The sequence below is a fragment of the Actinomadura montaniterrae genome (assembly GCF_008923365.1).
Classification (GTDB): Bacteria; Actinomycetota; Actinomycetes; order Streptosporangiales; family Streptosporangiaceae; genus Spirillospora; species Spirillospora montaniterrae.
On record NZ_WBMR01000024.1, the window covers coordinates 1 to 25,011 of the forward strand.

Here is a 25,011-nt window from a genome sequence, read left to right on the forward strand (position 1 = left end):
GGCACGGCGGCGTCCGGCGCGCCGGACGCGGAACCGCCGGACGCGGAACCGCCGCGCGCGGAGCCGGGGTCGGCTGGGGCGGGGCCGCGGACCTCCAGGCCGGTGACGGCGCGGCCGTCGTCGAGGACGCCGCGCAGCGCCGGTTCGAGGACCGCCGCGAACTCGCCGTCCAGCACCTCGGTGAGCCGCCGCCCGACGGGGTTGACGCCGTTGCGGCCGCCGGCGCCGCCGCCGCGCAGCAGCGCGCGCAGGGCCGCGTTGGCCCGGCGCAGGCGCAGCCGGCTGTCGAGGAACGCGACGCCGAACGGCACCTCGGTGACCAGGGCGCCGAACAGCGCCGCGTCGGCCAGGGCCGTGTCGGTGCGAGCCGTGTCGCGGGCATCCGGGACCATCGCCTCATCCCCCGGTGTCGATCCGGCCACCAGTCTAGACGCGCCCGCCGCCGGGAGGCGGAGGACGCGGGAGCCGGGCCCGGCGCCCGGAATGCGGCCCGCCGGACCCGCATCATCTGTCGGACATAAGCCGTCGATTGGGAGAAGTCGCACGTCAGCGGCGGTCCGGTTCCGCGGATTCCGCTGCGGGACGCGGCGCGGGTCCCGAACATGAGGACATGACGTTCCCGTTGATGCCGGGGTACGACCACATCAACCTGGTCGCCTCCCTCGATCCCGTCACGGCCGTGCGGGACCGCGAGATCGGCGACGCGATCCTCGCTTTCCCGAAGCTCCTCCCCGCCGGGTCGCCCGACTTCGGGTACGCGGTGCAGGCCGGCGCCGAGTGGCGGATCGGCTGCCTGGGCTCGACCGACCCGTCCGCCGCCCGCTACGGCCTGGCCGCGGACCTGCGCCGGGACGCGGCGGACGGCGATCACCCGCCGGGCATGGCGCGGGCGATGCTCGCGGCGGCGGGCCGGCTCGATCCCGAGGAGGGCGCCCAGCTCCCCAAGGACGAGTGGGAGATCGGCGACCGGCGCTACCGGATCATCCGGGTGGAGAAGTACACGCTGCTCGGCGACCGGGTGATGGAGCCGCCCCGGCCGACCGACACGCCCGGCGCCTGCGGCGACGGGATGCTCCGCGGCCACCTGCTGGAGCCCGCGGCGCCGGCGGGGCGGTGGGAGGCGCAGCTGCGGCTGAACCTGGTCGGCTTCATGCCGGTGCCGGGCTCCGTCCCGGACGTGGTGCTGGCGGAGGCGCGGCACGCGGTGCAGGCGTACCCGGGCGTGGTGCTGCTGCCGCCGACGTTCGTCGCGGTCGAGGTCAAGGAGAACGGCTGGGCGCCGCTGACCGGCGGCGACGATCCGGACGAGACGCGCCGCCGGCTGGCCCGCTACTTCGCCGACCTGCTGCCGCGGCTGCGCGAGTTCCAGGGCGACCCGCCCGATCCGGCCGAGCTGGCGGAGTGGGAGCGGGCCGCCGAGCAGATCGAGGCGGCGACCGGGCACGCGTTCACGGCGGCGGGGCGCCGGTTCCGCACCGTGCGGATCTCGCGGATGCTGCGGCTCGGCCGGGACGGCCCGGAGGGCCCGCGCCCCTCCGACGAGGAGCGCTACGGCCTGTCCGGAGCCGTCCACGGAGACGAGTACGAGGAGTACGACGAGGAGGAAGAGGAAGAGGAGGAGACCTCATGACGGCCGGGCGGCGGCCGCCCGGCCGGTGACGAGGAACACGACGGCCGCGACGAGGCACAGCGCGCCGGCCGCGCCGAGGCTCGCGACGTCGAAGCCGTGCACGGCCGCGCGCGCCGCCCCGCCCGGGTGGTCCCGCAGGTAGTGCGCGGCGGCCGTCCCGGCGACGGTGCTGAGCAGGGCGGTGCCGAGGGACGCGCCGATCTGCTGCGACGTCATGACGCCCGCGCCGGCCACGGCGGTGTCGGGTCCCGCGCCGAGCGTGACCGTGCTGTTGGCGGTGACGAGGACCCAGCCGGTGCCGAGCCCGACGAGCAGGAACACCGGCAGCACGTGCGTCCAGTAGCCGCTGTCGACCCGGACGGTCCCGAGCAGCGCGAGCCCGGCGGCGATCACCAGCAGGCCCGGGACGAGCAGCGCCCGCACCGGCGCCCGGACGAGCAGCCGGCTCACCCCCCGCACGCCGATCATCAGCCCGGCCGTGAGCGGCAGGAACGCGACGCCCGCCCGCACGGGCGAGTACCCGAGGACGTTCTGCAGGTAGAAGGTGAGGAAGAAAAGCGCGGCGAACATCCCGACGGCCAGGCCGAGGACGGCCAGGTAGGAGCCGCCGCGGCGGCGGTCGAGGACGACCCGCGGCGGCAGCAGCGGCCCGGCCACCCGGGTCTGCGTCCACGCGAAGGCCGCGAGCAGCGCGACGCCGGCGGCGAGCGGCACGACGGTCGTCGCGGCGCCCCAGCCGTCCGGCTCCGCGCGGGCGAAGCCGAGGACGAGGCCCATCAGGCCCGCGGTGGCGAGCAGCGCCCCGACGACGTCGATCTTCACGCCGGGCGTGCGCGGCACCGGGCGGACGGCATAGAGCACCCCGGCCCCGGCGGCGGCCGCGATCGGCACGTTGACGAACATGCACCAGCGCCAGTCGAGGTAGTCGGTGAGGACGCCGCCGAGGACGACGCCGAGCCCGGACGAGCTGCCCATGACGGTCCCGTAGATCCCGAACGCCCGGCCGCGCTCGGCCGGGGCGGGGAAGGCGGCGGCCATCGTCGCCAGCACGGACGGGGTGAGCAGCGCACCGAAGACGCCCTGGGCGGCCCGCGCGGTGAGCAGCAGGGCGGGGCCGGGGGCCGCGCCGCCGAGCGCGGACGCCAGGGCGAACCCGGTCAGGCCGATCAGCAGCGCGCGGCGGCGGCCGATCAGGTCCGACAGCCGGCCGCCGAGGAGCAGCAGGCCGCCGTAGCCGAGCGCGTAGACGGTGATCACCCACTGCCGGCCCGGGTCGGACAGGTGCAGGGAGCGCTGCAGCGACGGCAGCGCGATGTTCATGATCGTCATGTCGATGCCGATCATGAGCTGGGCGGTGGCGACGGCGGCCAGCGCCCACCATCGCCGCGGGTCGGGCTCGGAGCGCGCCGCGCCCTCGCGCTCTCCGGGAACCGTTTCGGTGGTCATGGTGGCCTCTCGTTGAGTGAACAGCTGTAGCGCTACGACTGTAGCGCAATGGCCGTCGCATTAGAATGCCCGCATGGGAACGGCATCGCCGTCGCGCGGGCGGAACCGGCGCGGCCAGGGCGAACGGCTGCGCGAGGAGATCGTGGCGACCGCGCTGCGGCTCCTGGACGAGCTGGGCGACGACGAGGCGCTGTCGCTGCGCGCGGTGGCCCGGGAGATCGGCATCGCGGCGACGTCGGTGTACCTGCACTTCGCCGACCGGGACGCGCTGGTCCTCGCGGCGATGGAGCGCAGCCACGCCGACCTGGTCCGGGCCGCCGACGAGGCCGAGGCCGCCGCAGGCGACCCGGTGGGCGGGCTGCGCGCGCGCGTGCAGGTCATGGGCACCTGGTCGCACGAGCACCGGGGTCTCTACAAAGTGCTGCACGAGAGCGCGGTCAACCAGCGGTGCGACACCTCGTTCAAGATGGAGCTCGGCAAGCGCACCACGGCGGCCGTCCAGCGGTGCATGGACGAGGGCCTGGCGCCCGCCGACGACGCGGCGGCCGTCTCGCTCGACCTGCGCGCGGCCGTCCACGGCGCGGTCTCGATGCGCGTCAACGAGCCGAACCTGCCGTGGGAGCCGCTGGAGCAGCAGGTCGACCGGCTCCTCACCAAGCTCGTCGGCGTCCGCCTCCCCTAGCGGCGGCGTCTGCGGAGCCGCCTACAGGTACGCGCGGGCCTGGAGCTCGAACAGCTCGGCGTAGAGCCCGCCTTCGGCGAGGAGCGCGGCGTGGTCCCCGGCCTGGACGACCCGCCCGCCGTCCATGACGACGATGAGGTCGGCCATCCGGACGGTCGAGAAGCGGTGCGACACCACGATCGTGATCGCGCCGGTGCCGGCGGCGGTGCGGCGCGCGGCGTCCAGGTAGCGGCGGAACAGGGCGTCCTCGGTGGGCGCGTCCAGGCTCGCGGTCGGCTCGTCCAGGACGAGCAGCAGCGGGTGGTCGCGCATCATCGCGCGGCCGAGGGCGAGCTTCTGCCACTGCCCGCCGGACAGGTCGGCGCCGCCCTGGAACGACTTCCCGAGCGGGGTGTCGAGACCGTCCGGCAGCTCGTCTATGACGCTCGTCCCGGCGGCCCGGTCGAGGGCGGTGCGCAGCGCGTCCTCGTCGTCGAGGCGGGGCAGGTCGCCGATGCCGACGGCCTCGCCCGCGCGCAGGTTCCACTTCACGAAGTCCTGGAAGGCGGCGGACGTGCGGGCGCGCCACGCGGCGCGGTCGATGGCCGCGAGGTCGGTGCCGTCCAGCAGGATCCGCCCGCTCGTCGGCGCGTACATGCCGGTCAGCAGCTTGACCAGGGTGGTCTTGCCCGCGCCGTTCTCGCCGATCAGCGCGACGGTGCCGCCGGCGGGCAGGGTGAGGTCCACCCCGCGCAGGACGGGCGCGTCGGTGCCCGGGTAGGCGAACGCGACGTCCTCCAGCGTGATGCCGTGGTCGAGGCGGCCGGGGGCGGGCGCGCCGCCGGAGCGCTGCGCGGCCGCGTGGTCCTCCAGCCACAGCAGGCTCTGCGCGGCGGACGCCGTGGTGACGATCTGCCCGATCGCGTTGGACGCCTGCGAGACGGTGAGCTGGGCGCGGCGCAGCAGGCTGACCGCGAGGACGACCTGGCCCGCCGACGCGTCGCCGCGCGCGGCCCGGACGGCGATGAGCGCGATCGCGCCGGAGAACGCGGCGGCGTACAGGAACCAGCCGAGCGCGCTCCACAGGGCGCCGGCGGACGCGGCGCGGACGGTGGCGCGGCGGGCGGCGGCACTGAGCCGGTCGTGCCGGGCGCGCAGCTCGGGCCCGAGGCCGTAGGTCCGCAGTTCCTTGGCGGGCCCGGCGGTCGCGGCCAGCTCGAACAGCTCCCCGGCGAGGCGCCGCTGGTCCGCGACGGCGGCGTCCGCGCGCTCGCGCAGCGCGACGGACCGCTTGTCGGCGAGGTACGGGGGCAGCCCGGCGAGGGGCAGCAGCGCGAGCGGCCAGTACACGGTCGCGAGCAGGAACGCGATCCCGACCGTCCGGACGACGACGGACGCGAGCGTGAGCGCCTGCCGGGGCCCGGACGCGAGCATCGGGCGGCGCTGTTCGAGCCGTTCCAGCTCGGCGAGGTAGCCGGGCCGCTCGAAGTGCTCCAGGCCGGGGACGGCGTTGACGAGCGCGGCGATCCGCGCGGACAGCCACACCGACACCTCGTCGGTCAGCGCGGTCAGCCGTCCGGCGGACACGATCATCAGGGTCCAGGACAGGGTGAACAGGACGGCGACGGTGACGGTCCCGGCGATCTCCGCGGCGGCGTCGTGCCGCGCCAGGGCGTCGACCATCGTGCGGATGCCGACCGGGTAGGCGATCTGGGTGAGCGCGGTCGCGAGCGTGGTCAGCGCGGCGACGGTCATCGGGCGCGGCGCGGCCCGGAACCCGTCGGCGACCAGGACGCGGAACGTGCGGCGGACCGTCGTCATGCCTCGCTCTCCTTCTCGTCGCGGAAGCGGGCGGCCTGGAGGCGGAACATCTCCGCGTAGGTCCCGCCGAGCGCCATCAGCTCGTCGTGGGTGCCCTGCTCGGCGAGGCGTCCGCCGTCCAGCACGCAGATCCGGTCGGCGCGGCGCACGGTCGAGAAGCGGTGCGAGATGACGATGGATGTGAGGCCGCGCGTGAGGTCGAGGAACCGGTCGTAGAAGGCGGCCTCGGCGCGGACGTCCAGCCACGCGGTCGGCTCGTCGAGGACGAGCACCGCCGCGCCGTGCTCGACGGCGAACAGCGCCCGGGCGAGGGCGACGCGCTGCCACTGCCCGCCGGACAGGTCGGTCCCGCCCGCGTACTGGCGGGACAGGACGGTGTCCCAGCCGACCTCCGCGGCGAGGTCGAGTGCGCCGGCGCGGGCGGCGGCGCGGGCGCGGCCGTCTACGTCCCCTGCGTGCTCGACGGCGCCGAGCGCGACGTTCTCGCCGAGCGGCAGCGGGTAGCGGTTGAAGTCCTGGAACACGGCGGCGAACCGGCGCTGCCAGCGCGCCGCGTCGAGGTCGCGGAGCGGCACGCCGTCCACGGTGATGGTCCCGCCGGTCGGGTCGTGCATGCGGGCGAGCAGCTTGACCAGCGTGGTCTTCCCGGCGCCGTTCACGCCGACGATCGCGGTGGAGCGTCCCGCCGGGATCTCCAGGTCGAGGCCGTCGAGGACGGGTTCGCCGCCGGGGTAGGCGAAGCGGACGCCGTCCAGCCGGATGCCGTGCTCGGGGAGCCCGGCCGGGTCCCGGCCGCCGCTCAGGTCCTCGCGGGCGGCGCGCAGGCGCGCCTCCAGCGCGGCCTGGTCGGGCAGGGCCGAGACCATCCACTCGGCGGAGATGTCGCCGGTGGTGACGGTGCCCGCGTACATGGTGGCGGGCAGCAGCGGCAGCATGACCGACAGCTCCCGCAGGCCGATCCGGTGGTGCAGCGCCGCGTACGCGAGCGTGCCGCCCGCGACGAGGTACGCGGCGAGGACGGCGCCGGCGAGCAGGTAGGCGCGGCGGCTGAGCCGGGCGTAGGTCTCCCGGTTCGTGGCCATGCCCGTCGCCCAGTGCTCGCGGTACCGGTCGATCGTCCAGTCGCCGAGGCCGAAGACGCGCAGCTCCTTCGCGGCGGCCGGGCGGATCGCCAGGTAGAGGAAGTACCAGGCGCGCCGGAGCACCTCGGCCTTCGTCCGGAACCCGACGATCTGGGCGAGGATGATCTTCCGCAGCGGGCGGTGGATCAGCAGCCACACGGCGAGCAGCGCGAGCCCGAGCCACCACCGGAACGTGGCGAGGACGGCGCAGGCCGTGATCCCGGCGAGCCGGGACCCGGCGGCGGAGGCGAGCGCGACGGGCGCGTCCGCGGGGATGTGGCCCGTCAGCCTGCCCCTGGCCAGTTCCAGCCGGTCCTGGGTCTCCGGGGCCTCCAGGTGCGCGACGCCCGCCGGGCCGCTGACGGCGGCCATGAGCCGGCTCTGCAGGTCGTCCACCAGGCGCGCCTTCACGCACGCGCTCAGCCATTCCTGGTACGGGCCGGTGAGGAGGGTCGCCGCGTAGAGCAGGCCCGCGACCAGCAGCGCGACGGCGAGGGCGCGCCCGGCGGCACCGTGCAGGTGCGCGGCGGCTGCCGCCGGGATGCGCCCGACCGCGTACCCGAGCGCGATCAGGCTCGCGTTCGGCAGCAGCGCGTTCGCCAGCACCAGCAGGGCGACCGCGGCCGACCAGCCCTTGCCCGCGCCCCAGAGCATCCGCAGCGCGCGCACCCGGCCGGACCCGGCGAGCCGTTCCGGCAGCCCTGCGATGACCACGTCGGCCTCCAAAAGTTGATGCGCATCAACTTTGGCAGAATAGAACCGTCCGGCCCGCCGCACCAGAGGGTTCCCCATGCCGACCGCCCGCCGTCCCCGCCAGGCCCGCGCCATCGAGACGCGCCGCCGCGTCTACGAGGCGGCGGTCGCCGAGTTCGAGCGGTCCGGCGTCGAGGCCGCCCGGATCGAGGACATCGTCACCGCGGCCGGCGTCAGCTGGGGGACGTTCTTCACCTACTTCCCGAGCAAGGACGACGTGGTGCTGGAGGCCGCGATCGTCACCTGCGCCGCGTTCGCGGACGCGTGCCGCAAGGGCCTCGCTGCCGGCTCCGGCACCGGGGTCATCGTCGGCAACGCCTTCGCGGCGCTGCGCCGCGCCGCGCCCGCGCCCGGCCCGTTCCGCGACGCGATCATGCGCGGGATCGCGAACCAGCCCGAACGCCTGTCGGACCACCTCGGCGAGGACGTCCCGAACCCGGTGCTCGCGCTGGCGGAGGTGCTGGAGGCCGGGCAGCGGCGCGGCGACGTCGCCGCCGGGGAGCCGCCCGAGTCGCTCGCGGCCGTCCTGGTCCACGCGACGATCGCCGCGGGCCGGCGGGAGGCGGCGATGGAGCGGGCGGCGGGCGCGACGCAGCGCTCCGGCCTGCCGCTCACCGTCCTCACCATCAAGCTGCTGCTGCGCGGGATGCGCCCCGACCCGGAGCCCGGCGATCCTCGGGAAGTCGCGCTGGAGCGCGCGGCGGCGGCGCTCCGCGACGCGGCCGAACCGGACGGGCCCCGGATCCCCTAGAGGTCCCCGCCTGCGGTGATGAGGGGCCAGAGCCCTCCGGTGCCCGCGTCGACGGCGCGCGCGCCGAGGGCCTCGCCCCATTCCGCCTCGTTGCCGCACTCGTCGCGCCACGCCCACAGCCGGGTGGTGGCGTGCCGGAGCCCGTGCTCGTCGGTGAACCCGATCGCGCCGTGTACCTGGTGGGCGAGGCGGCACACCGTCCCGGCGGCCTCGCTCGCCGCCGCCTTCGCCGCCGCGATCGCGAAGCCGGTGCCCTCGGCGGCCGCCGCCTGCGCCGCGACGGTCGCGAGCAGCGTCTCGCCCGCCATCTCGGCGAGGTGCTGCTGGACGGCCTGGAACCGCGCCAGCGGCCGGCCGAACTGGACGCGCTCGCCCGCATACCGCACCGCGAGGTCGGTGGCCGTCTCCATCGCCCCGGCCATCAGCGCCGCCCGGCCGAGCGCTGCGCGTTCCCGGAACTCCTGCGCCGTCGCCGACGAGGCGAGCACCTGGGCGGGAGCGGCGTCGCGCAGGTGGACGGTGTCGCGCGGTTCGCCCGCGAGGTTCGCGCCCTCGCCGACCTCGTAGCCGCCGCGCGGGACGAAGGCGGTGCGGCCGTCGACCAGGACCGCAACGCCCTCCGCGTGCCGGGCCCACGGGACACGCGGCAGCGTGCCCGTCAGCGTCCACCCGCCGCCGGCGTTCTGCCGGAGCGCGACGTCCGGTCCGGCCAGGGCGGCGGTCAGCGGCCCGGACGGGACGTCCGCGCCGGCCTCCGCGAGCAGCCACCCGGCCAGCAGCGCGGTCTCCGCCAGCGGGACGGCCGCCGCGTGCCGGCCCAGCACCCGCAGCACCTCGGCGGTGGTGGCGAGGTCGGCCCCGGCGCCGCCGCGCTCCTCGGGGACGGGCAGCAGCGTCACGCCGACCCGTTCCAGCTCGTCCCAGAGGCGCGGGTTCCAGCCCTCGCCGGGGTCGGCGTGCCGGGCGCAGACCGCGTCCACGGTGCCGGCCAGGTCCTGGACGATGTCGTTCACCGGGCGTCCCCTCTCGGCAGCAGCGACTTGGCGACGACGCCGCGCAGGATCTCGTTGGTCCCGCCCCGCAGGGTGAACCCGGGGCTGTGCAGCACGGACTGCGCCAGCAGGTGCGCGAGCGGATCGGACGACGCGAGGTCGGGCTCGACCCGGGCGAGCAGCCGGACCGTCTCGATCAGCGCGCCCTCGAACCGGGTGCCGAGGTCCTTGACGGCGGCGGCCTCGACGGCGGGCGCGTCCCCGGCGGCGAGCCGCGCCGCGACCGCGAGGGACATCCGCCGCAGCGCCCACAGCCGCGCGGCGACCATCCCGATCCGGGCCCGGTCGGCGGCGTCCGCGCCGCGCTCGGCGAGCCGCCCCGCGACGGCCGCGAGCAGCGGGAACGTGCTGAGGATCCGCTCGGGGCCGCTGCGCTCGAACGCCAGCTCGCCGGTCACCTGCCGCCAGCCGTCGCCGACCGTGCCGAGGACGCGGCCGTCCGGCACGAACACGTCGGTGAGGACGACCTCGTTGAAGTGGTGCTCGCCGGTCAGCAGCCGGATCGGGCGGATCTCCAGGCCGGGCGCGCGCAGGTCGACGATCAGCTGGGTGAGGCCCTCGTGCCGGCTCTCCCCGGGCGGCCCGGTCCGGACCAGCGCGATCATGGCGTCCGCGACGTGCGCGCCGCTCGTCCACATCTTGGCGCCGTTGACCAGCCAGCCGCCGTCCGCGCGCTCGGCCTTCGTCCGGACGGACGCGAGGTCGGAGCCGGAGTCGGGTTCGGACATGCCGATCGCGAAGCTCGTCTCGCCGCGCGCGATGCCGGGCAGGTAGGCGCGGCGCTGCTCCTCGGTGCCGAACTTCAGCAGCGACGGCCCGGACTGCCGGTCGGCGATCCAGTGCGCGGCGACCGGCGCGCCCGCCGCGAGCAGTTCCTCGGTGACGACGAACCGGGCGAGCGACCCGGCCCCGCTCCCGCCGTACTCGGGCGGGAACGTCATCCCGATCCAGCCGCGCTCGCCGAGCCGCCGGCTGAACGCGGGGTCCCAGCCCGCCAGCCAGTTGTCGGCGTGCGGGACGATCCGCCCGGCGGCGATCTCCCCGGCGAGGAACGCGCGGACGTCCCGGCGCAGGCCGTCCAGTTCGGGCGGCAGGGCCGCCGCGTCCAGTCTCAGTGCGGGCACGGCACCTTCTTACCGGATGCCCACAGAACGGGATTCGGCGGCATCGGACCTAGGATTCCGGCCATGTCACTGACCCTGGAACCCATCGGTCACGTCGCCGGCGGCCGGGACGAGGCGTTCGACGACGGCTGGGGCGCCGTGTCGGCCGCGATCGTGCTGGACGCGTCCCGGTTCGCGCCGGACGCCGTCGCCGGGCTGGCCGAGTTCTCCCACCTCGAGGTCGTCTATCACTTCCACCGCGTCCCGGAGGAGAAGGTGCAGGCGGGGGCGCGGCACCCGCGGAACCGGGCGGACTGGCCGCTGGTCGGGATCTTCGCGCAGCGCGGCAAGAACCGGCCGAACCGGATCGGGGTGTCGCGCTGCCGGCTGCTGGCGGTGGACGGGCTGCGGCTGGAGGTCGCCGAGCTGGACGCGATCGACGGGACGCCCGTCCTGGACGTCAAGCCGTACATGCGCGAGTTCGGGCCGCGCGGCGAGGTCCGGCAGCCCGCCTGGTCCGCGGAGCTGATGGCCGAGTACTACTGACCGCGCCCGGCGCCGCGGCCTTCCCGATCTCCGGGCGCTCCTGCGATCTTCGGGCGATCCGTCCCGTCCCGGTCGGTGGGAGGGGCGGGTCGCCCTTCTCCCTGTCCGCCCTCTACTCTACCAAACAGTTGTTAGAAAGAAGGGGCGGCGCGGCAGTGATGAGGACCCTGGAGGAGGCTTCGCATGGATCTTGAATTCGGGGCGGCGGACGAGGAGTTCCGCGCCGAGGTGCGCGGCTGGCTGCGCGCGCACGTGCCGGCCGAGCCGCTGCCGTCGCTGGAGACCGAGGAGGGCTTCGCGCTCCACCGCGACTGGGAGCGCCGGCTCGGCGAGGCGCGGCTCGGCGTGGTGTCGTGGCCGGAGGAGTACGGCGGGCGCGGCGTGTCCGTCCTGCAGTGGCTGATCTTCGAGGAGGAGTACTACGCGGCGAACGCGCCGGGCCGGGTCAGCCAGAACGGCATCAACCTGCTGGCGCCGACGCTGCTCAAGCACGGCACGCCCGAGCAGCTCGCCCGGATCCTGCCGCCGATGGCGGCCGGCGAGGTGATCTGGGCGCAGGCGTGGTCGGAGCCCGGCGCGGGCAGCGACCTCGCCGCGCTGCGCTCCACCGCGACCCGCACCGACGGCGGCTGGCTGCTCGACGGCCAGAAGACGTGGAGCTCCCGCGCCGCGTTCGCCGACCGGGGCTTCGGCCTGTTCCGCTCCGACCCGGAGTCGTCGCGGCACAAGGGCCTGACGTACCTGATGTTCCCGCTGGACGCGGAGGGCGTGACCGTCCGGCCGATCGGGCGCCTCGACGGCAAGCCCGCGTTCGCCGAGCTGTTCCTGGACAAGGTGTTCGTCCCGGACGAGGACGTCATCGGCGCGCCCGGCGACGGCTGGCGGGTCGCGATGAGCACCGCCGGCAACGAGCGCGGCCTCACCCTGCGCAGCCCCGGCCGGTTCACCGCCGCGACCGAGCGGCTCGTCGAGCTGTGGAAGGAGCGCGCCGACCCCGCCGACACCGCGCTGCGCGACCGGGTCGCCGACGCGTGGATCCGGTCCCGCGCGTACCGGCTGAAGGGCTTCGAGACGATCTCCCGGGACGACGACATCGGCGCCGAGTCCAGCCTCAACAAGGTCTTCTGGTCGGAGCTGGACGTGGCGCTGCACGAGACGGCCCTGGACCTGCTCGGCGCGGACGGCGAGCTCGACTCCGACTGGCTGGAGGGCTACGTGTTCTCGCTCGCCGGCCCGATCTACGCGGGCACCAACGAGATCCAGCGCAACGTGATCGCCGAGCGGCTGCTCGGCCTGCCGAGGGGGTCCCGGTGAAGTTCGTTCTCTCCGCCGAGCAGCGGATGTTCGGCGAGACGCTGCGCCGGCTGCTGGCCGGCGCGCAGACCGCGAAGGCCGTCCGCGCGTGGGCGGCGGGCGACGCGGCGCCGGGCCGGGCGCTGTGGTCGCAGGTCGCCGAGGCGGGCGTGTTCGCGCTGGCCGTTCCGGAGGAGCACGGCGGGATCGGGCCGCTGCCGGTCGAGCTGGCCGTCGCGATGGAGGAGCTCGGACGCGCCGCCGCGCCCGGCCCGTACGTCGAGACGCTCGCCGCCGCCGGGATCGTTTCCGACGGGGACGTCCTGGCGAGGATCGCCGAGGGCGAGGCGCTGGTGTCGGTCGCCGTCCCGCACGCGCTGGACGCCGACGTCGCCGACCTGGTCATCGCCGCCGACGGGACCGCCGTGCGGGCCGGCGAGCGCGTCGCGTCCCTCGACCCCGCCCGCCGCCTGTTCCGGGTGGACGGCGCGCCGTCCGGCCTCACCGACCTCGGCGTGATGCTGTGCGCCGCGCAGCAGATCGGCCTCGGCCGCGCCCTGCTGGACGTGTCGGTGGAGTACGCGAAGACGCGGCAGCAGTTCGGGCGCGCGATCGGCGAGTACCAGGCGGTCAAGCACCATCTCGCCACCGCGCTGGTGGAGCTGGAGTTCGCGCGGCCGCTCGTCTACGGTGCGGCCCTGGCCTACGGGTCGGGCGACTTCGCGCGGGACGCGTCCGCCGCGAAGGTCGCCGCGTCGGACGCCGCGTACCTCGCGGCGAAGACGGCGCTGCAGGTGCACGCCGCGATCGGCTACACCGACGAGTACGACCCGTCCCTGTGGATCCGCAAGGCCCGCGCCCTGCACTCCGCCTGGGGCACCCCCGCCCACCACCGCGCCCGCGTGGTCGCCGCCTTCTGACCGTCGGCTCGTGGCGTGCCGCCTTCGTGAGGGGGGCCCGGCCCGGCGCGGCGGGGGGGGGGGGCCGGGCGGGGGGGTGTGCGGCACGCCACGGCTCGACGAGGGTCAGGCGCCGGCCTGCTGCTTGAGCTCCACGCGGCGGACCTTGCCGGACGCGGTCTTCGGGAGGTCGTCCACGAAGACGACCTCCTTGGGGACCTTGAAGTTCGCGAGCCGCTCGCGACAGAACGCGATCAGCTCCTCGGCGGTCGCGGTGCGGCCGGGACGCAGCCGGACGTAGGCGCGGCCGACCTCGCCCATCCGGGCGTCCGGGACGCCGACGACGCCGGACTCGGCGACCGCGCCGTGCCCGGCGAGGACGTCCTCGACCTCCGCCGGGTACACGTTGAAGCCGCCGACGACGAACATCTCCTTGGTCCGGCCGGTGATGGTCAGGTTGCCGCGCTCGTCGAGGCGGCCCCGGTCGCCGGTGTCGAGCCAGCCGTCCCGGATCGTCTCCGCGGTCGCCTCCGGATCGTCGAGGTAGCCGCTCATCACGTTGTAGCCGCGGACGAGGATCTCCCCGTCGGTGCCCGCCGGGACCTCGTCGCCCTTGTCGTCGACGATCTTCACGTCGACGTCGTCGATGGCCCGGCCGCACGTCGTCGCGATCGTCTCGTCATCGTCGTCCAGCGAGCAGGCGGACACCGTGCCGGAGCACTCCGTCAGCCCGTACGCGGTGATGACCTGCGGGAACAGCTCCTCGCGGATCCGCCGGACGAGCGCGACGGGCACGTCGGCGGCGCCGGTCACCGCGAGCCGCAGCGACGACAGGTCGCGCTCGGCGCGGCCCGGCGCGTCCAGCAGCGTGGTGTAGATCGTCGGCGGGCCGGGCAGCACCGTGATCCGCTCCGCCTCGATGATCCGCAGCGTCTCCGCCACCTCGAACACCGGCTGCAGCACCATCGTGGCGCCCTTGAGCACGCACGCGATCACGCCCGCCTTGTAGCCGAACGAGTGGAACATCGGGTTCACGATCAGGTAGCGGTCGCCGGCGTGCACGCCGGTCCGCGCCGCCCACGCCTCGAACGTCCGGACGTTCTGCTCGTGCGTGCACATCACGCCCTTGGGCTTGCCCGTCGTGCCGGACGTGAACAGGATGTCGGCGACGTCGCCGGGGCGGACGGCGGCGGCGCGCGCGTCCGCCTCCGCGAGCGGGACGGCCTTGCCGGCGAACCCGGCCCACGACGTCACGCCGGGCCGCTCCTCGCCGTTGAACGTGACGACGGCCTTCAGGTCGGGCAGGCCGGGGTAGGCGCCGGTCGCGTCGACCCCGAGCATGCCGGGGTAGTCGATGCCGAGGAACCCGTCGGCGACGAACAGCATCTTCACGCGCGCGCGGGTGAGCGGCCAGCGCGCCTCGTCGCCCTTGTAGCGGGTGTTGAGCGGGACGAGCGTCGCGCCCGCGCCCATGGCGCCGAGCACGGTGACGATCCACGGCAGCCCGTTCGGCGCCCAGATCGCGATCCGGTCGCCCGGTTCGATGCCGGCGCCGGCGAACGCGGCGGTCGCCTCCCGCACGCGGTCCCGCAGCTGCGCGAACGTCACCCGGACGTCCCCGTCCACCACGGCCTCGGCGTCCGGAAACGCCTCCGCCGCCCGTGCCAACACCGCCGGAATCGTCAGTTCGCCCATGACAGCCCATGGTGGCCCCGGTCACCACGGGCCGGCTAGGCCGTCCCGCTCACCGGTACTCGGCGAGACGTTCGTGCGACCTATCAAATAAACATTTTTGTTCGTTTGGGGTTCCCGGCGGGCGCGCGGGTTGTTAGCGTCCCGCCCAAGCACCTCCGACCCCAGGAGTCGCGCCATGCGCCGCCTCGCAGCTGTGTGCTCCCTGATCCTGGTCCTGGCCGCGCTGACCGCCCCCGCCTCGGCGGCCCCCGCGCCCGCGGCGCCCTACGGCGTCACCGTGCAGCGCAACCTGACGCTGCGCCTCAAGGACGGGACGCTGCTGCGCGCCGACCTGCACATGCCCGCCGACCGCGCCACCGGGAAGCCGGCGCGCGGCCCGTTCCCGGTCATCGTCGGGTTCACCCCGTACGGCAAGACGCCGTCGGCGCAGACCGGCTCCCCCGGCACCGGCGGCCTCAACCCGTACCTCATCGAACGCGGCTACCTCGGGCTGGTCGTCGACGTCCCCGGAACCGGCGGCTCGCAGGGGAAGTTCGACCTGTTCGAGCCGTCCGAGGCGCAGGCGGGCGCGCAGATCGTGAACTGGGCGGCGCGCCTGCCGAACTCCAGCGGGAAGGTCGGCATGCTCGGCCTGTCGTACCTCGCGATCGACCAGCTGTTCACGGCCGCCGCGGTCGGCCCGCACTCCCCGCTCAAGGCGATCTTCCCGATGGCGGCGTCCGCCGACCCCTACCGCGACCTGTTCGTCAGCGGCGGCGCGCTGAACGTCGAGTCGCCGCTCGGCCTGGTGTTCGGCTACGGCGTCACGCGCGTCACCACGCCGTTCGTGGAACTGCCCAAGGACCCGGCGGCGGCGCTGCTCCTGTCCTACGAGCACCTCATGCAGGCCGGGCCGTTCGAGCTGACGATCGCGCGCGACATGCTCGCCAACGGCCCGCGCAGGTATGACAACGCCTGGTGGAAGGCGCGGGCGCCGGAAGGCGTCCTGCGCAGGATCGTCGCGAACGGCGTCGCGGTCTACCTCGTCGGCGGGCTCTACGACGTCTTCCAGCGCGGCGAACCGCTGCTGTACAGCGGGTTGCAGAACGCGGCGGCGGGACGTCCAGTGACCGCCCCGATGACGCCCGGCCAGCCCGTCTCCGCCAAGTACCAGTTGCTCTACGGACCGTGGACGCACGGCGACATGGGCAGCGGGCAGGACCTCGACGCGATCCAGCTCGCGTGGTTCGACCACTGGCTCAAGGGACGCGGCACCGTCGCCACCACCACGCCCCTCCACGTGATCGAGCCAGGCGGACGGCGCTACGACACCGCCCGCTACCCCCTCGCGCAAGCGCGCCCGACCCGGATGTTCCTGCGCTCGCAAGGACGCCTGACCTCCACCGCGCCCACGGGCGCCGAACCCGCCGACTCGATCGCGTTCACCGGCCTGTCGAACCCCTGCACCCGCTCCACCGACCAGTTCGCCGCCGGGCTCCTGTCACAGCTCTTCGCCGGCGCGGGCATCGCCTCGCCCTGCACGGGCTCGCAGCGCAAGCCCGTCAACGGGCCGGGCGAGACGACCTACACCTCACCCGCGCTGGCCAAGCCGCTCCAGCTCGCCGGGCCGATCGGCGTCACGCTGCGCGCCGCGTCCACCCGCCCGGAGACGCTGTGGGCGCTCACCATCGAGGACGTCGCGCCCGACGGGACGTCGACCGACCTCAGCGGCGGCGCGCTCATGGGCTCAATGCGCGCGGTCGACACCAAGCGCAGCTGGAAGGGCGCGTCAGGCGGCTGGGTGTACCCGTACCACCCGCTCACCCGCGCCGCGCAGACCCCGGTCACGCCGGGGAAGCTGACCCGATACGACATCCAGATCCGGCCGGCGTTCGCCACCGTGCCCGCGGGTCACCGGCTCCGCGTCCGCGTGGCGACCGCCGACTTCCCGCACCTCGTCCCGCTCGCCGACCTGCCGTCGCTGGCCGGCGGCCGGTACACGATCCACCACGACGCCGCGGCCGTGTCGGCGATCGACCTGTCCACCCTCCCCTGACCGCGCGCGCCCGGCCGGGACCGTCCCGGGGGCCGGCCCGGGCCGGACGTCACAGCACGCCGAGGTCCACGGCGGCGGCCATCGCCCGGTACCCCGCGTCGCCCGGATGCAGGTGGTCGCCCGAGTCGTGGACGGGGTCGAGCGCGTCGCCCAGCACCGCGGCGAAGTCGAGCACGGCGTCGTACTCCCCCGACCCGCGGATCCAGGCGTTGACCTCCGCTCGCGCGGCCTCGCTGCGCGCGGTGGAGAAGGCCGAGCCCCGCATGGGCCCGAGCGTCGCCCCGACCGTCCGCAGGCCCGCGGCGCGCGCCCGCCGGATCATGTCCCGGTGGCCGGCGACGACCTCCGCCGCCGGCACCACCGTGCACGGGGCGAGGATGGGGAAGGGCGGGTCGTCCGCCACCTCGCCGATCCCGACGTCGTTGATCCCGGCGAAGACGACGACGGTGCCGACGCCCGGCTGGGCCAGCACGTCCCGGTCGAACCGGGTGGTGGCGCCGTCGCCGAGCCACGGCGAGTCGACCGTCACCCGGTTGCCGCCGATCCCCTGGTTGAGGACGGCGCGCGGCCGGCCCGCCGCGACCAGCCGCCGGGCGAGCAGGTCGGGGAGCCGCTGGTCGGTGCCGGGGGTGCCGCCCGTCCCGTCGGTGAGCGAGTCGCCGATGACCACGATGCCGTCGCCCGCGACCCCGGTCCCGGCCACGTCGACGCCGGCGAGCAGGTACCAGGACTGCGACCGCTCCGTGAACGCGGCGCCGCCGCCGTCGCCGCGGCGATCGCCCGCCGCCCGGTACGTCGTCGCGAGCGCCTGGGCGTGGAACGTCACCGGCCCGGACGGCTCGTCCAGCGCCAGCGTGATCGTCACCGCGTCCAGCGGCCCGGCCGGGAACGGCACGCCGTCGGTCGCCAGGTCCGCGCCGGGCGGGACGGCGAAGGAGGGCGCGCCGCCGGCGGTCAGCTCCCGCACCGTGCCGGGCTTCACCGCGGCGCCGCCCGCGGACGCCGCGACCGTGGCCCCCGCGATCCGGAGCGGCGCGGCGCCATAGCGGTTGGACAGGCGGATCCGCAGCGCGTCGCCGCCGATGCCGAGCCGGACGGTCTGCCGGACCGTCCACCCGCCCAAGCCCTCTTCCGACCAGTTGGGGGCGAAGCCGGGGCCGGGACGCTGCGGTGCGGTGGTCCAGGCGGCGGACCAGCGGCGGTCGCCGGTCATCCGAAGAACCCGACGACGGCGCGGATGCGGTCGCCGTCGAACTCGACGACGTCGTATCCCGTCGCGGCCGTGCCGAGCCGCCAGGTGAACAGCGCACGGTCGTGGTGGGCGCCGATGACGTCGCCGAGCGCGAACCGCAGGTCGCCGAAGTTCGCCTGGGCGCGCCCGATCGCCTCCGACAGCTCGGCGTGCCCGCGCAGGCCCGCGTGGTCGGGGTCGCTGTAGAGCGAGTCGTCGGTGAGGACGGACTTCATGAGCGCCTCCCGGGCCGCGGCGTCCCGCTCGTTCCAGATGTCGAGGTAGGCGTTGATCAGGTCGGTCGTGGTCACTTGAGGGCTCCTTCGAGAGGGAGGGACTCCCGTTCCGTGCCGCCGGGACGGGAGGGCTTGAGGGCAAGGGCGGCCAGGCCGCCCGCCGCGGTGGCGGCCGCGGCGACCCAGCCGACGGCGTGCAGACCGTGCAGGAGGTCGCCCGGGCCGTTGGCGATCGCGACGAACACCGCCAGCCCGAGGGCGCCGCCGATCTCCTTGGCGCTGCTGGCCAGCCCGGACGCGACGCCCTGCTGGTCCGCCGGGACGCCCGCGCCGGAGGAGGCGAACAGCGTCACGAACGCGACGCCGCCGAACAGGCCCCAGACGACGCTGCGGGCAGCAGCGTCCAGAAGCCGCCGCCCGCCGTGGTGCCGGCGACCATCGCGGCGATGCCCGCGCCGGTCCCGGCCGTCGAGACGGCGAGGGTGGTGCGGATCCCCCAGCGTCCGAGCACCACCGGGGTGATCGTGAGCGCGGCGAGCATGCAGACGAGCGTCAGCGGCAGGAACGCCAGCCCCGCCTCCAGCGCGCTGTAGCCGAGGACGGGCTGCAGGTAGGAGGTCAGGATGTAGTAGCCGCCGCCGAGCGTGCCCTGGAAGACGGCGATCACGATCATGGTGGTGGCGAGGCCGCGGCCGCGGGCCAGCCGCAGCGGGATGAGCGGGTCGCGGGTGCGGGCCTCCACCGCGATCAGCACCGCGAGCAGGACGGCCCCGGCGGCCAGCGACCCGGCGGCGCGCGCGGACGCCCATCCGGCGTCCGGCCCGCTCGCCAGCCCGAGCACCAGCAGCGCCGACGCCGCGGTGGCCAGCGCCGCGCCGGGCACGTCGAACGAGCCGGGCGCGCGGGCGGGGTCGGCGGGCAGCAGCCGCGGCGCCGCGAGCGCGCAGGCGAGCGCCAGCGGCACGTTGACGAAGAACACCCATTCCCAGCCGAGGTAGTTGGTGAGCACGCCGCCCAGCAGGGATCCGGCGGCGAGCCCGGCGCTGCCCGCCATCCCCCAGGCGCCGAGTGCCTTGTTGCGCGCGGGCCCCTCGGCGAATCCCCGGTAGATCAGGGTGAGGGTCGCCGGGGTCAGCAGGGCGCCGCCCGCGCCCTGCACCGCGCGGGCGGCGACGAGCATCCCCGCGCCGGACGCGAGGCCGCCCGCGAGCGAGGCGGCGCCGTACAGCGCGAGGCCGGTCATGAACATCCGGCGGGCGCCGAGCCGGTCCACGGCCCGGCCGCCGAACAGCAGGAGCCCGCCGAGCCCGACCGAGTAGGCGCTGACCACCCACTGGACGGACGAAGGTCCGAAGCCGAGCGCCGTCCCGATCCCGGGCAGCGCCACGTACACGATGTTGTAGTCGAGAGCCACGATGAGCTGCGTCGATGCGAGCAGCGCGAGGCGTGCCCGATGCCGTTCCATGCCATCTCCTGCATGCCGTTGATTTACTACACACCGTTCAAAGTGAGCACGCCGTACAGTAGTCCAACGCTGTAGAGTGTCAAGCGTGAACGACCCGACCCCGAGCCGCCGCGCCCGGCTGCGCGCCCAGACCAGCGACGAGATCAAGGCGATCGCGCTCGAGCTGATGGCGAAGGGCGGCCCGGACGCGATCTCGCTGCGCGCCATCGCCCGCGAGATGGGCATGACCGCCGGCGCGATCTACAGCTACTTCGCCACCCGCGACGACCTGGTCACGACGCTGATCGGCGACGTGTACGGCGCGCTGGTCGACGCGGCGGAGGCCGCCCGCGACGCCGTCCCGGAGTCCGACCCGGGCGGCCGGATCCTGGCCTGGGCGCAGGCCGTACGGGAATGGGCGGTGGCGAACCCCGAGGGCTTCCGGCTGGTCTACGGCGACCCGGTGCCCGGCTACCAGGCGCCCGACGACGGCCCCGGCAAGGCCGCCGAGCTGCGCGCCTGTGCCGGCCTCGTCGGACTCGTCGCCGCCGCCTGGCCGTCCGCCGCCGCGCTCCAGCGGGACGGCCGCCGCTACGCCTGGGACGACTTCGACCCGGGGCTCGTCGGCCACGTCCGGGAGGACTTCCCCGGCCTGCCGCCCGAGGCGCTCGCCCTGACCCTGCGGGTGTGGGGGCGGATGCACGGGCTGATGGCCCTGGAGATCTACGGGCACCTGCGCCCGCTCGTCCACGACCCGGCGGCCGTCTACCGGGACGAGATGCGCGACCTGATCGCCGCCCTCGGGCTGACCGCGTAAACCGGGACGTGTATAGTCCCGGTTCATGCGGATGGGCGAGGGCGTCGAGTGGGGACTGCACTGCTGCGTGACGCTCGGCTGGCTGGACGACGCGGCACCGGTCTCGATCCGGCGGCTCGCCGCCCGGTTCGACCTGCCGCAGGAGTACCTCAAGAAGCGCCTCCAGCCGCTCGCCCGCGCCGGGATCCTGACCTCCGCGCCGGGCGTGCGGGGCGGCTGGTCGCTCGCCCGCCCGCCCGAGAAGATCACGGTGATGGAGGTCGTCACCGCGCTCGAAGGGCCGCTCGAGGCGTTCCGCTGCACCGAGATCCGGCAGCGCGGAGCGGGCGGGCGCGACGCCGGCCGCGAGTTCGACGGCCCCTGCGGCATCTCCGCCCTGATGCGCCGCGCCGAGCTGGCGTGGCGCCGCGAGCTGGCCGGCACCACCATCGCCGACCTGATGGAACGCGCCCCCGAGGGCGCCGCCCGCACGCGGCGCAACTACGCCCGCCTGAACGACTGACCGACCGCCCACCGCCGCCCGGCCACCGGGCCTTTTTTGGAGAGGAAACAGGGATGTTGAATACCCCGATACATCGCCAAGAGGCGGCGGCTCGACCCGGAGCGGCCGGCGCCGGCGCCCCGCGCGGGCTCGGCTCGACTCTGATCCTCGGGCTCGGCACCTTCGCCGTCGGGACGGACGCCTACGTCGTCGCCGGGTTCCTGCCCGACATGGCGTCCTCCCTGCACGTCTCCGAAGGCACCGCCGGGCTGTCCGCGACCGCGTTCGCGATCACCTACGCCGTCCTGTCCCCGGTCCTCGCGACCGTCCTCGCCCGCGTCCCCCGCCGCGCCCTGCTCGTCGGCGCCCTCGCCGTGCTCGCCGCCGCCAACCTCGGCTCCGCGCTCGCGCCGGACTTCGCGGTCCTGATGGTCTCGCGCATCGCCGCCGCGTCCGGCGCGGCGGCCTTCACCCCCAACGCCGGAGCGGTCGCCGCCTCGCTCGTCGCCCCCGCCCAGCGCGCCCGCGCCCTCGCCGTCGTCGTCGGCGGGCTCACCGTCGCGACCGCCCTCGGCGTCCCGCTCGGGAGCCTCGCCGCCCGGGCCCTCGACTGGCACGCCGCGCTCGCGCTGGTCGCGGCGCTGTGCGCGGTCGCCGCCGCCGGCGTGCTCCGCGCGATGCCCGCGCTCCCCGGCGGCCCCCGCATCCCGCTCCGCCGGCGGCTCGCCGCGCTGCGCCACCCCGGCGTCGTCGCCGTCCTGCCGCTCACCGTCCTCGGCATGGCCGCCGGGTACGGGCTGTACGCCTACGCCGTCCCGATCATGCGGGCCCTCGGCGCCGGCGAGGGCGCCGAGCCCTGGCTCCTGTTCCTCTACGGCGCCGGAGCGGTCGCCGGCAACCTGACGGCCGGGGCCCGCGTCGACCGCCACGGGCCCGTCCGCGTCCAGGCCGCCGGCTACACCGCCCTCGCCGCGACCCTCGCGCTGCTCACCTGCGCGGCCGCGGCGGGCACGTCCTGGCTCCCGGCCACCGCGCTCCTGATGATCGCCTGGGGCGCCGCCACCTGGTTCCAGACCCCGGCCCAGCAGGTCCGCCTCATCAACGCCGCCCCGCAGGAGACCGCGGTCGTCGTCGGCCTGAACGCCTCCGCCCTCTACGCCGGCATCGGCGTCGGCACCGTCCTCGGCGGCGCCCTCCTGCCCCACGGCGCCACGGCGGCCCTCGCCGCCTGCACCGCCCTGGCCGTCCTCTGCCTGGTCCACCTGTTCTTCACGCGCCGCCACTGACCCGCGCCGCCGGCACCGCTCAGGGCTGCCGGAGGGCGGAACGCCGCTCGTTGCGCTGCCGGGCCCGACCGTGCGCCGTGCGGAGCAGGTCCCGGAGCGCCGCCTCGGTCACCGGCCCCGGGTTCACCACGGCGAGCCAGCCCGCGTCCCCGTAGACGGGATGCGCTTGCAGGACGTCCGCGGCGCTCGGGTCCGCGGGCGCCGTCCACCGCGCGAAGGCGCCCTTCCCGGCGGCGATGTTCACCCGGAACGCGCCGGGCCGGTCCAGCCGCGATTCCTCGTCGCCGGGATAGTCCTTCGTCACGATCGTCGCGAACGGCTGCGTCGTCGTCGGGACGTTCCCGTCGGGCGCGTAGTAGAAGAACACGTCACCCCAGGCGATCTCCGGCGAGCCGTCGCCCGCCTGGGGCCGGAGAACCAGCACGCCCTCGAAGCCGCCCACGAAGTCGATGATCTCGTCGATGTCCATGCATTCGAGCGTTTCATTCAAGTGCTCGTGGAGACTTGGCGCGGCAGCGTCCAAGGTAGAGGCGTGGCAAGTCTCCAATCAGCTCTCCGCACGGTCGATGTCGCGCGCCGTGCGGGATGCTCCGTCCAGCAGGTGCGGAACCTCGAACGCGACGGCGTGCTCCCGCCCGCGTCGCGCACCGCCTCGGGCTACCGGCGCTACACCGAGACACACGTCCGTTCCGCCGTCGCGTACCGGGCCTTCGCCGCCGGCGCCGGCCCCGTCGAGGCCAAGCGGATCATGCGGGCCGCCCACGCCGGCCCCCGCTCCGGCCTGCTCGCCCTCCTCGACGCCGCGCACGCCCGCCTCGCCGCCGAGCGCCGGGACCTCGCCCTCGCCCGGGAGGCCGCGGCGGCGATCACGGCCGAGCCCATCGGCGACGTCCGACCGTCCGACGCGATGACCGTGTCCGAGCTGGCCTCCGCCCTCGGCGTCCGCGCCTCCACCCTGCGCCACTGGGACGCCGAGGGCCTCGTCGTCCCCGCCCGGACCGCCCCGCGCGGCGCCCGCAGGTACTCCCCCGCCGACGTCCGGGACGCGCGGATCGTCCACCAGCTCCGCCTGGCCGGCCACCGCATCGCCCCACTCCAGGCCCTCATGCCGGAGCTGCGCCGCGCACGCCGATGGGACGATCTCGCCGCCGCCCTCGCCGCCCGGGACGCAGACATCGACGCCCGCTCCAGGGCCCTCGTCCGGGCCGCCGCCGCCCTCGACCCCCTGCTCCCAGCTGAGGAAACATGAGGTGGATCACGGCGCGGGGGCCTGGGGCCAGGCGGCGAGGGCGAGTTCGGCCACCGGCCGCAGGTCCGCGGCCGTCGCGCCGTCGGCGGCCCGCTGGGAGAAGCCCTGGAGGACGGTCGCCAGGTACTGGGCGAGCGCCCGGGTGTCGGTGGAGCCGGGGAGTTCGCCCGCGCGGACGGCCTCGTCGAAGCGGCGGGTGAAGGCGTCGACGTTGGCGTTGCGGATGTCGCGCAGGAACGCCTCGATGTCGGTGTCCTTGGGGGTGACGTTGGTGGCCGAGCGCATGATCAGGCAGCCCGCCGGGTGGGACGGGTCGGTGTAGATCTCGGCGGCCTCGCGCACGATGCGCGCGAAGACGTCCCGGGCGGTGCGCTCCTCGCGGACGGCGGCGCCCGCGAAGCCCGCCGGCTCGGACGCCTGGTAGGCGGCCACGGCCTCCTTGAACAGGGCCTTCTTGTCACCGAAGGCGGCGTACAGGCTCGCGGGCCGGATGCCCATCGCCGCCGTCAGGTCGCCGACGGAGGTGGCCTCGTAGCCGCGCTCCCAGAACATCTCGACGGCCGTGGCGAGCGCCCGGTCGCGGTCGAAGGCGCGGGGACGTCCCCGGCGGCTCTCGGTCATGGCCGAATTCTAGAGCAAGCACTCAACAAACCGTGCTACGTTCTTCTTGAACGATCACTCAACAAGTGGACGGAGCATCGTCATGGAACGTCTCGCGAGCAAGGTCGCGCTGGTCACCGGCGGCAGCCGCGGCATCGGACGGGCCGTCGCGCGGCGGCTGGCGGCCGACGGGGCGACCGTCGCGCTGACCTACGGGCGCGACGCCGCCGCCGCGGACGAGACCGTCCGGACCATCGAGAAGGACGGCGGGCGCGCGGTCGCCCTACACGCCGAGCTGGGCCGGCACGGCGACGCGGCGGCGCTCTGGGAGGCGTTCGACGAGCGGACCGGCGGCGCCCGCGTCGACATCGTCGTCAACAACGCCGGCATCGGCCGCAGCGCGGACCTGGCCGGCCTCACCGAGGAGGCGTTCGACGAGGTGTTCGCGGTGAACGTCCGCGCCCCGTTCTTCATCGTCCAGCAGGCGCTGCCCCAGCTGAACGACGGCGGGCGGATCGTGAACGTCTCCAGCGGCGCGGCCCGCCTCGCGATGCCCGAAGCGATCGCCTACGGCTCGACCAAGGGCGCCCTGGACACCTTCACCCTCAACCTCGCCAAGGCGCTCGGCCCGCGCGGGATCACCGTCAACTCCGTCGCCCCCGGGATCATCGACACCGACGTCAACGCCGGCTGGCTGCGCGGGAACGCCGAGGCGTGGGAGCACGCGTCGTCCCTGTCCGCGCTCGGCCGGGTCGGCACCCCCGAGGACGTCGCGGACGTCGTGGCCTTCCTCGCCTCCGACGACGCCCGCTGGGTGACCGGACGCGTCGTCGACGCCACCGGCGGCTCCGCCCTCTGACC

At 75.3% G+C, this 25,011-nt stretch carries 25 protein-coding genes; 12 read left to right on the top strand and 13 right to left on the bottom strand.

The genetic code is table 11. The features are described from left to right. A partial coding sequence (locus F9B16_RS11615) for a PAS domain-containing protein (protein ID WP_151540027.1) occupies positions 1-392 on the bottom strand: 392 nt, incomplete at its 3' end. A 218-nt stretch (positions 393-610) separates the two neighbouring features. Here F9B16_RS11615 and F9B16_RS11620 point away from each other — a divergent pair. Then, positions 611-1,630 carry a DUF5954 family protein gene (locus F9B16_RS11620; protein ID WP_151540028.1) on the top strand — a complete coding sequence of 340 codons (1,020 nt, stop codon included), beginning with the start codon at positions 611-613 and terminating at the stop codon, positions 1,628-1,630. Here the strand turns inward: F9B16_RS11620 and F9B16_RS11625 are convergent. Next, positions 1,625-3,076, bottom strand: coding sequence for an MFS transporter (locus tag F9B16_RS11625; RefSeq protein ID WP_151540029.1), 1,452 nt, complete (start codon positions 3,074-3,076; stop codon positions 1,625-1,627). The genes F9B16_RS11620 and F9B16_RS11625 overlap by 6 nt on opposite strands. A 73-nt stretch (positions 3,077-3,149) precedes the next feature. On the opposite strand from F9B16_RS11625, the gene F9B16_RS11630 reads away from it, so the two are divergent. Continuing rightward, positions 3,150-3,758 (top strand): TetR/AcrR family transcriptional regulator, encoded by a 609-nt coding sequence (locus tag F9B16_RS11630; protein ID WP_151540030.1) that lies wholly within the window; start codon positions 3,150-3,152, stop codon positions 3,756-3,758. Between the two features lie 21 nt (positions 3,759-3,779). Here F9B16_RS11630 and F9B16_RS11635 read toward each other — a convergent pair whose 3' ends face one another. Together F9B16_RS11635 and F9B16_RS11640 are read right to left on the bottom strand one after the other, a co-directional pair. Beyond that, on the bottom strand, positions 3,780-5,558 hold the full coding sequence (locus F9B16_RS11635) for an ABC transporter ATP-binding protein (RefSeq protein ID WP_151540031.1): 1,779 nt from the start codon (positions 5,556-5,558) through the stop codon (positions 3,780-3,782). Further along, positions 5,555-7,393, bottom strand: a complete 1,839-nt coding sequence (locus F9B16_RS11640; protein WP_151540032.1) for an ABC transporter ATP-binding protein — start codon at positions 7,391-7,393, stop codon at positions 5,555-5,557. The genes F9B16_RS11635 and F9B16_RS11640 overlap by 4 nt, the downstream gene beginning before the upstream one ends. Before the next feature lie 76 nt (positions 7,394-7,469). On the opposite strand from F9B16_RS11640, the gene F9B16_RS11645 reads away from it, so the two are divergent. After that, positions 7,470-8,183 carry a TetR/AcrR family transcriptional regulator gene (locus F9B16_RS11645; RefSeq protein ID WP_151540033.1) on the top strand — a complete coding sequence of 238 codons (714 nt, stop codon included), beginning with the start codon at positions 7,470-7,472 and terminating at the stop codon, positions 8,181-8,183. Here F9B16_RS11645 and F9B16_RS11650 read toward each other — a convergent pair. Both F9B16_RS11650 and F9B16_RS11655 read right to left on the bottom strand, forming a co-directional pair. After that, positions 8,180-9,196 (bottom strand): acyl-CoA dehydrogenase family protein, encoded by a 1,017-nt coding sequence (locus F9B16_RS11650; RefSeq protein WP_151540034.1) that lies wholly within the window; start codon positions 9,194-9,196, stop codon positions 8,180-8,182. The genes F9B16_RS11645 and F9B16_RS11650 overlap by 4 nt on opposite strands. After that, positions 9,193-10,359: an acyl-CoA dehydrogenase family protein gene (locus tag F9B16_RS11655; RefSeq protein ID WP_151540035.1), complete on the bottom strand. Its 1,167-nt coding sequence runs from the start codon at positions 10,357-10,359 to the stop codon at positions 9,193-9,195. The genes F9B16_RS11650 and F9B16_RS11655 overlap by 4 nt, the downstream gene beginning before the upstream one ends. A gap of 63 nt (positions 10,360-10,422) precedes the next feature. On the opposite strand from F9B16_RS11655, the gene F9B16_RS11660 reads away from it, so the two are divergent. From F9B16_RS11660 to F9B16_RS11670, 3 genes are all read left to right on the top strand, one after another. Then, positions 10,423-10,884: an SAM-dependent methyltransferase gene (locus F9B16_RS11660; RefSeq protein WP_151540036.1), complete on the top strand. Its 462-nt coding sequence runs from the start codon at positions 10,423-10,425 to the stop codon at positions 10,882-10,884. Between the two features lie 183 nt (positions 10,885-11,067). After that, the gene (locus tag F9B16_RS11665) at positions 11,068-12,198 is read left to right on the top strand and encodes an acyl-CoA dehydrogenase family protein (RefSeq protein WP_151540037.1); all 1,131 of its coding nucleotides are present in this window, start codon (positions 11,068-11,070) and stop codon (positions 12,196-12,198) included. After that, a complete protein-coding gene (locus F9B16_RS11670) occupies positions 12,195-13,097 on the top strand; it encodes an acyl-CoA dehydrogenase family protein (protein ID WP_151540038.1) in 903 nt (300 codons plus the stop codon). The genes F9B16_RS11665 and F9B16_RS11670 overlap by 4 nt, the downstream gene beginning before the upstream one ends. 105 nt (positions 13,098-13,202) lie before the next feature. On the opposite strand, the gene F9B16_RS11675 is transcribed toward F9B16_RS11670, so the two are convergent. Further along, complete coding sequence (locus F9B16_RS11675; protein WP_151540039.1) at positions 13,203-14,771, bottom strand: FadD3 family acyl-CoA ligase; 1,569 nt, start codon at positions 14,769-14,771, stop codon at positions 13,203-13,205. 175 nt (positions 14,772-14,946) lie between these two features. Between F9B16_RS11675 and F9B16_RS11680 the strand changes: the two genes are divergently transcribed. Then, complete coding sequence (locus F9B16_RS11680; protein WP_151540040.1) at positions 14,947-16,806, top strand: CocE/NonD family hydrolase; 1,860 nt, start codon at positions 14,947-14,949, stop codon at positions 16,804-16,806. A gap of 49 nt (positions 16,807-16,855) precedes the next feature. On the opposite strand, the gene F9B16_RS11685 is transcribed toward F9B16_RS11680, so the two are convergent. From F9B16_RS11685 to F9B16_RS11695, 4 genes are read right to left on the bottom strand one after another with little or no spacing between them, the layout of a single operon-like run. Further along, on the bottom strand, positions 16,856-18,019 hold the full coding sequence (locus tag F9B16_RS11685) for a GDSL-type esterase/lipase family protein (protein ID WP_151540041.1): 1,164 nt from the start codon (positions 18,017-18,019) through the stop codon (positions 16,856-16,858). Further along, on the bottom strand, positions 18,016-18,348 hold the full coding sequence (locus F9B16_RS11690; protein WP_192808735.1) for a nuclear transport factor 2 family protein: 333 nt from the start codon (positions 18,346-18,348) through the stop codon (positions 18,016-18,018). Before F9B16_RS11690 ends, F9B16_RS11685 begins: the two co-directional genes overlap by 4 nt. After that, the gene (locus F9B16_RS52610) at positions 18,345-18,626 is read right to left on the bottom strand and encodes a hypothetical protein (RefSeq protein ID WP_225991562.1); all 282 of its coding nucleotides are present in this window, start codon (positions 18,624-18,626) and stop codon (positions 18,345-18,347) included. The genes F9B16_RS11690 and F9B16_RS52610 overlap by 4 nt, the downstream gene beginning before the upstream one ends. After that, positions 18,623-19,738 (bottom strand): MFS transporter, encoded by a 1,116-nt coding sequence (locus tag F9B16_RS11695; RefSeq protein ID WP_225991563.1) that lies wholly within the window; start codon positions 19,736-19,738, stop codon positions 18,623-18,625. The genes F9B16_RS52610 and F9B16_RS11695 overlap by 4 nt, the downstream gene beginning before the upstream one ends. 85 nt (positions 19,739-19,823) lie before the next feature. On the opposite strand from F9B16_RS11695, the gene F9B16_RS11700 reads away from it, so the two are divergent. Genes F9B16_RS11700 through F9B16_RS11710 form a run of 3 tightly spaced genes read left to right on the top strand, consistent with a single transcriptional unit; the run spans position 19,824 to position 22,301 of the window. Next, the gene (locus tag F9B16_RS11700; RefSeq protein ID WP_225991564.1) at positions 19,824-20,534 is read left to right on the top strand and encodes a TetR/AcrR family transcriptional regulator; all 711 of its coding nucleotides are present in this window, start codon (positions 19,824-19,826) and stop codon (positions 20,532-20,534) included. A gap of 25 nt (positions 20,535-20,559) precedes the next feature. Then, positions 20,560-21,036: an RrF2 family transcriptional regulator gene (locus F9B16_RS11705; protein WP_151540042.1), complete on the top strand. Its 477-nt coding sequence runs from the start codon at positions 20,560-20,562 to the stop codon at positions 21,034-21,036. Positions 21,037-21,089: 53 nt separating this feature from the next. Continuing rightward, positions 21,090-22,301, top strand: a complete 1,212-nt coding sequence (locus tag F9B16_RS11710; RefSeq protein WP_151540043.1) for an MFS transporter — start codon at positions 21,090-21,092, stop codon at positions 22,299-22,301. 19 nt (positions 22,302-22,320) lie between these two features. Here F9B16_RS11710 and F9B16_RS11715 read toward each other — a convergent pair whose 3' ends face one another. After that, the gene (locus F9B16_RS11715; RefSeq protein ID WP_151540044.1) at positions 22,321-22,770 is read right to left on the bottom strand and encodes a DUF6194 family protein; all 450 of its coding nucleotides are present in this window, start codon (positions 22,768-22,770) and stop codon (positions 22,321-22,323) included. A 63-nt stretch (positions 22,771-22,833) separates the two neighbouring features. Between F9B16_RS11715 and F9B16_RS11720 the strand changes: the two genes are divergently transcribed. Then, the gene (locus F9B16_RS11720) at positions 22,834-23,550 is read left to right on the top strand and encodes a MerR family transcriptional regulator (protein WP_151540045.1); all 717 of its coding nucleotides are present in this window, start codon (positions 22,834-22,836) and stop codon (positions 23,548-23,550) included. Between the two features lie 6 nt (positions 23,551-23,556). Here the strand turns inward: F9B16_RS11720 and F9B16_RS11725 are convergent, their stop codons facing one another. Next, the gene (locus F9B16_RS11725; RefSeq protein WP_151540046.1) at positions 23,557-24,171 is read right to left on the bottom strand and encodes a TetR/AcrR family transcriptional regulator; all 615 of its coding nucleotides are present in this window, start codon (positions 24,169-24,171) and stop codon (positions 23,557-23,559) included. An 82-nt stretch (positions 24,172-24,253) separates the two neighbouring features. Between F9B16_RS11725 and F9B16_RS11730 the strand changes: the two genes are divergently transcribed. Further along, entirely contained in the window at positions 24,254-25,009 is a 756-nt protein-coding gene (locus tag F9B16_RS11730; RefSeq protein ID WP_151540047.1) for an SDR family NAD(P)-dependent oxidoreductase, read from the top strand. Positions 25,010-25,011: the final 2 nt, after the last annotated feature.

Bases quoted from the DNA above. Each gene is read 5' to 3' on its own strand.
- F9B16_RS11620 (WP_151540028.1), top strand. From the start codon at position 611: ATGACGTTCCCGTTGATGCCGGGGTACGACCACATCAACCTGGTCGCC.
- F9B16_RS11625 (WP_151540029.1), bottom strand. From the start codon at position 3,076: ATGACCACCGAAACGGTTCCCGGAGAGCGCGAGGGCGCGGCGCGCTCC.
- F9B16_RS11630 (WP_151540030.1), top strand. From the start codon at position 3,150: ATGGGAACGGCATCGCCGTCGCGCGGGCGGAACCGGCGCGGCCAGGGC.
- F9B16_RS11635 (WP_151540031.1), bottom strand. From the start codon at position 5,558: ATGACGACGGTCCGCCGCACGTTCCGCGTCCTGGTCGCCGACGGGTTC.
- F9B16_RS11645 (WP_151540033.1), top strand. From the start codon at position 7,470: ATGCCGACCGCCCGCCGTCCCCGCCAGGCCCGCGCCATCGAGACGCGC.
- F9B16_RS11660 (WP_151540036.1), top strand. From the start codon at position 10,423: ATGTCACTGACCCTGGAACCCATCGGTCACGTCGCCGGCGGCCGGGAC.
- F9B16_RS11665 (WP_151540037.1), top strand. From the start codon at position 11,068: ATGGATCTTGAATTCGGGGCGGCGGACGAGGAGTTCCGCGCCGAGGTG.
- F9B16_RS11675 (WP_151540039.1), bottom strand. From the start codon at position 14,771: ATGGGCGAACTGACGATTCCGGCGGTGTTGGCACGGGCGGCGGAGGCG.
- F9B16_RS11680 (WP_151540040.1), top strand. From the start codon at position 14,947: ATGCGCCGCCTCGCAGCTGTGTGCTCCCTGATCCTGGTCCTGGCCGCG.
- F9B16_RS11685 (WP_151540041.1), bottom strand. From the start codon at position 18,019: ATGACCGGCGACCGCCGCTGGTCCGCCGCCTGGACCACCGCACCGCAG.
- F9B16_RS11695 (WP_225991563.1), bottom strand. From the start codon at position 19,738: ATGGAACGGCATCGGGCACGCCTCGCGCTGCTCGCATCGACGCAGCTC.
- F9B16_RS11705 (WP_151540042.1), top strand. From the start codon at position 20,560: ATGCGGATGGGCGAGGGCGTCGAGTGGGGACTGCACTGCTGCGTGACG.
- F9B16_RS11710 (WP_151540043.1), top strand. From the start codon at position 21,090: ATGTTGAATACCCCGATACATCGCCAAGAGGCGGCGGCTCGACCCGGA.
- F9B16_RS11715 (WP_151540044.1), bottom strand. From the start codon at position 22,770: ATGGACATCGACGAGATCATCGACTTCGTGGGCGGCTTCGAGGGCGTG.
- F9B16_RS11725 (WP_151540046.1), bottom strand. From the start codon at position 24,171: ATGACCGAGAGCCGCCGGGGACGTCCCCGCGCCTTCGACCGCGACCGG.
- F9B16_RS11730 (WP_151540047.1), top strand. From the start codon at position 24,254: ATGGAACGTCTCGCGAGCAAGGTCGCGCTGGTCACCGGCGGCAGCCGC.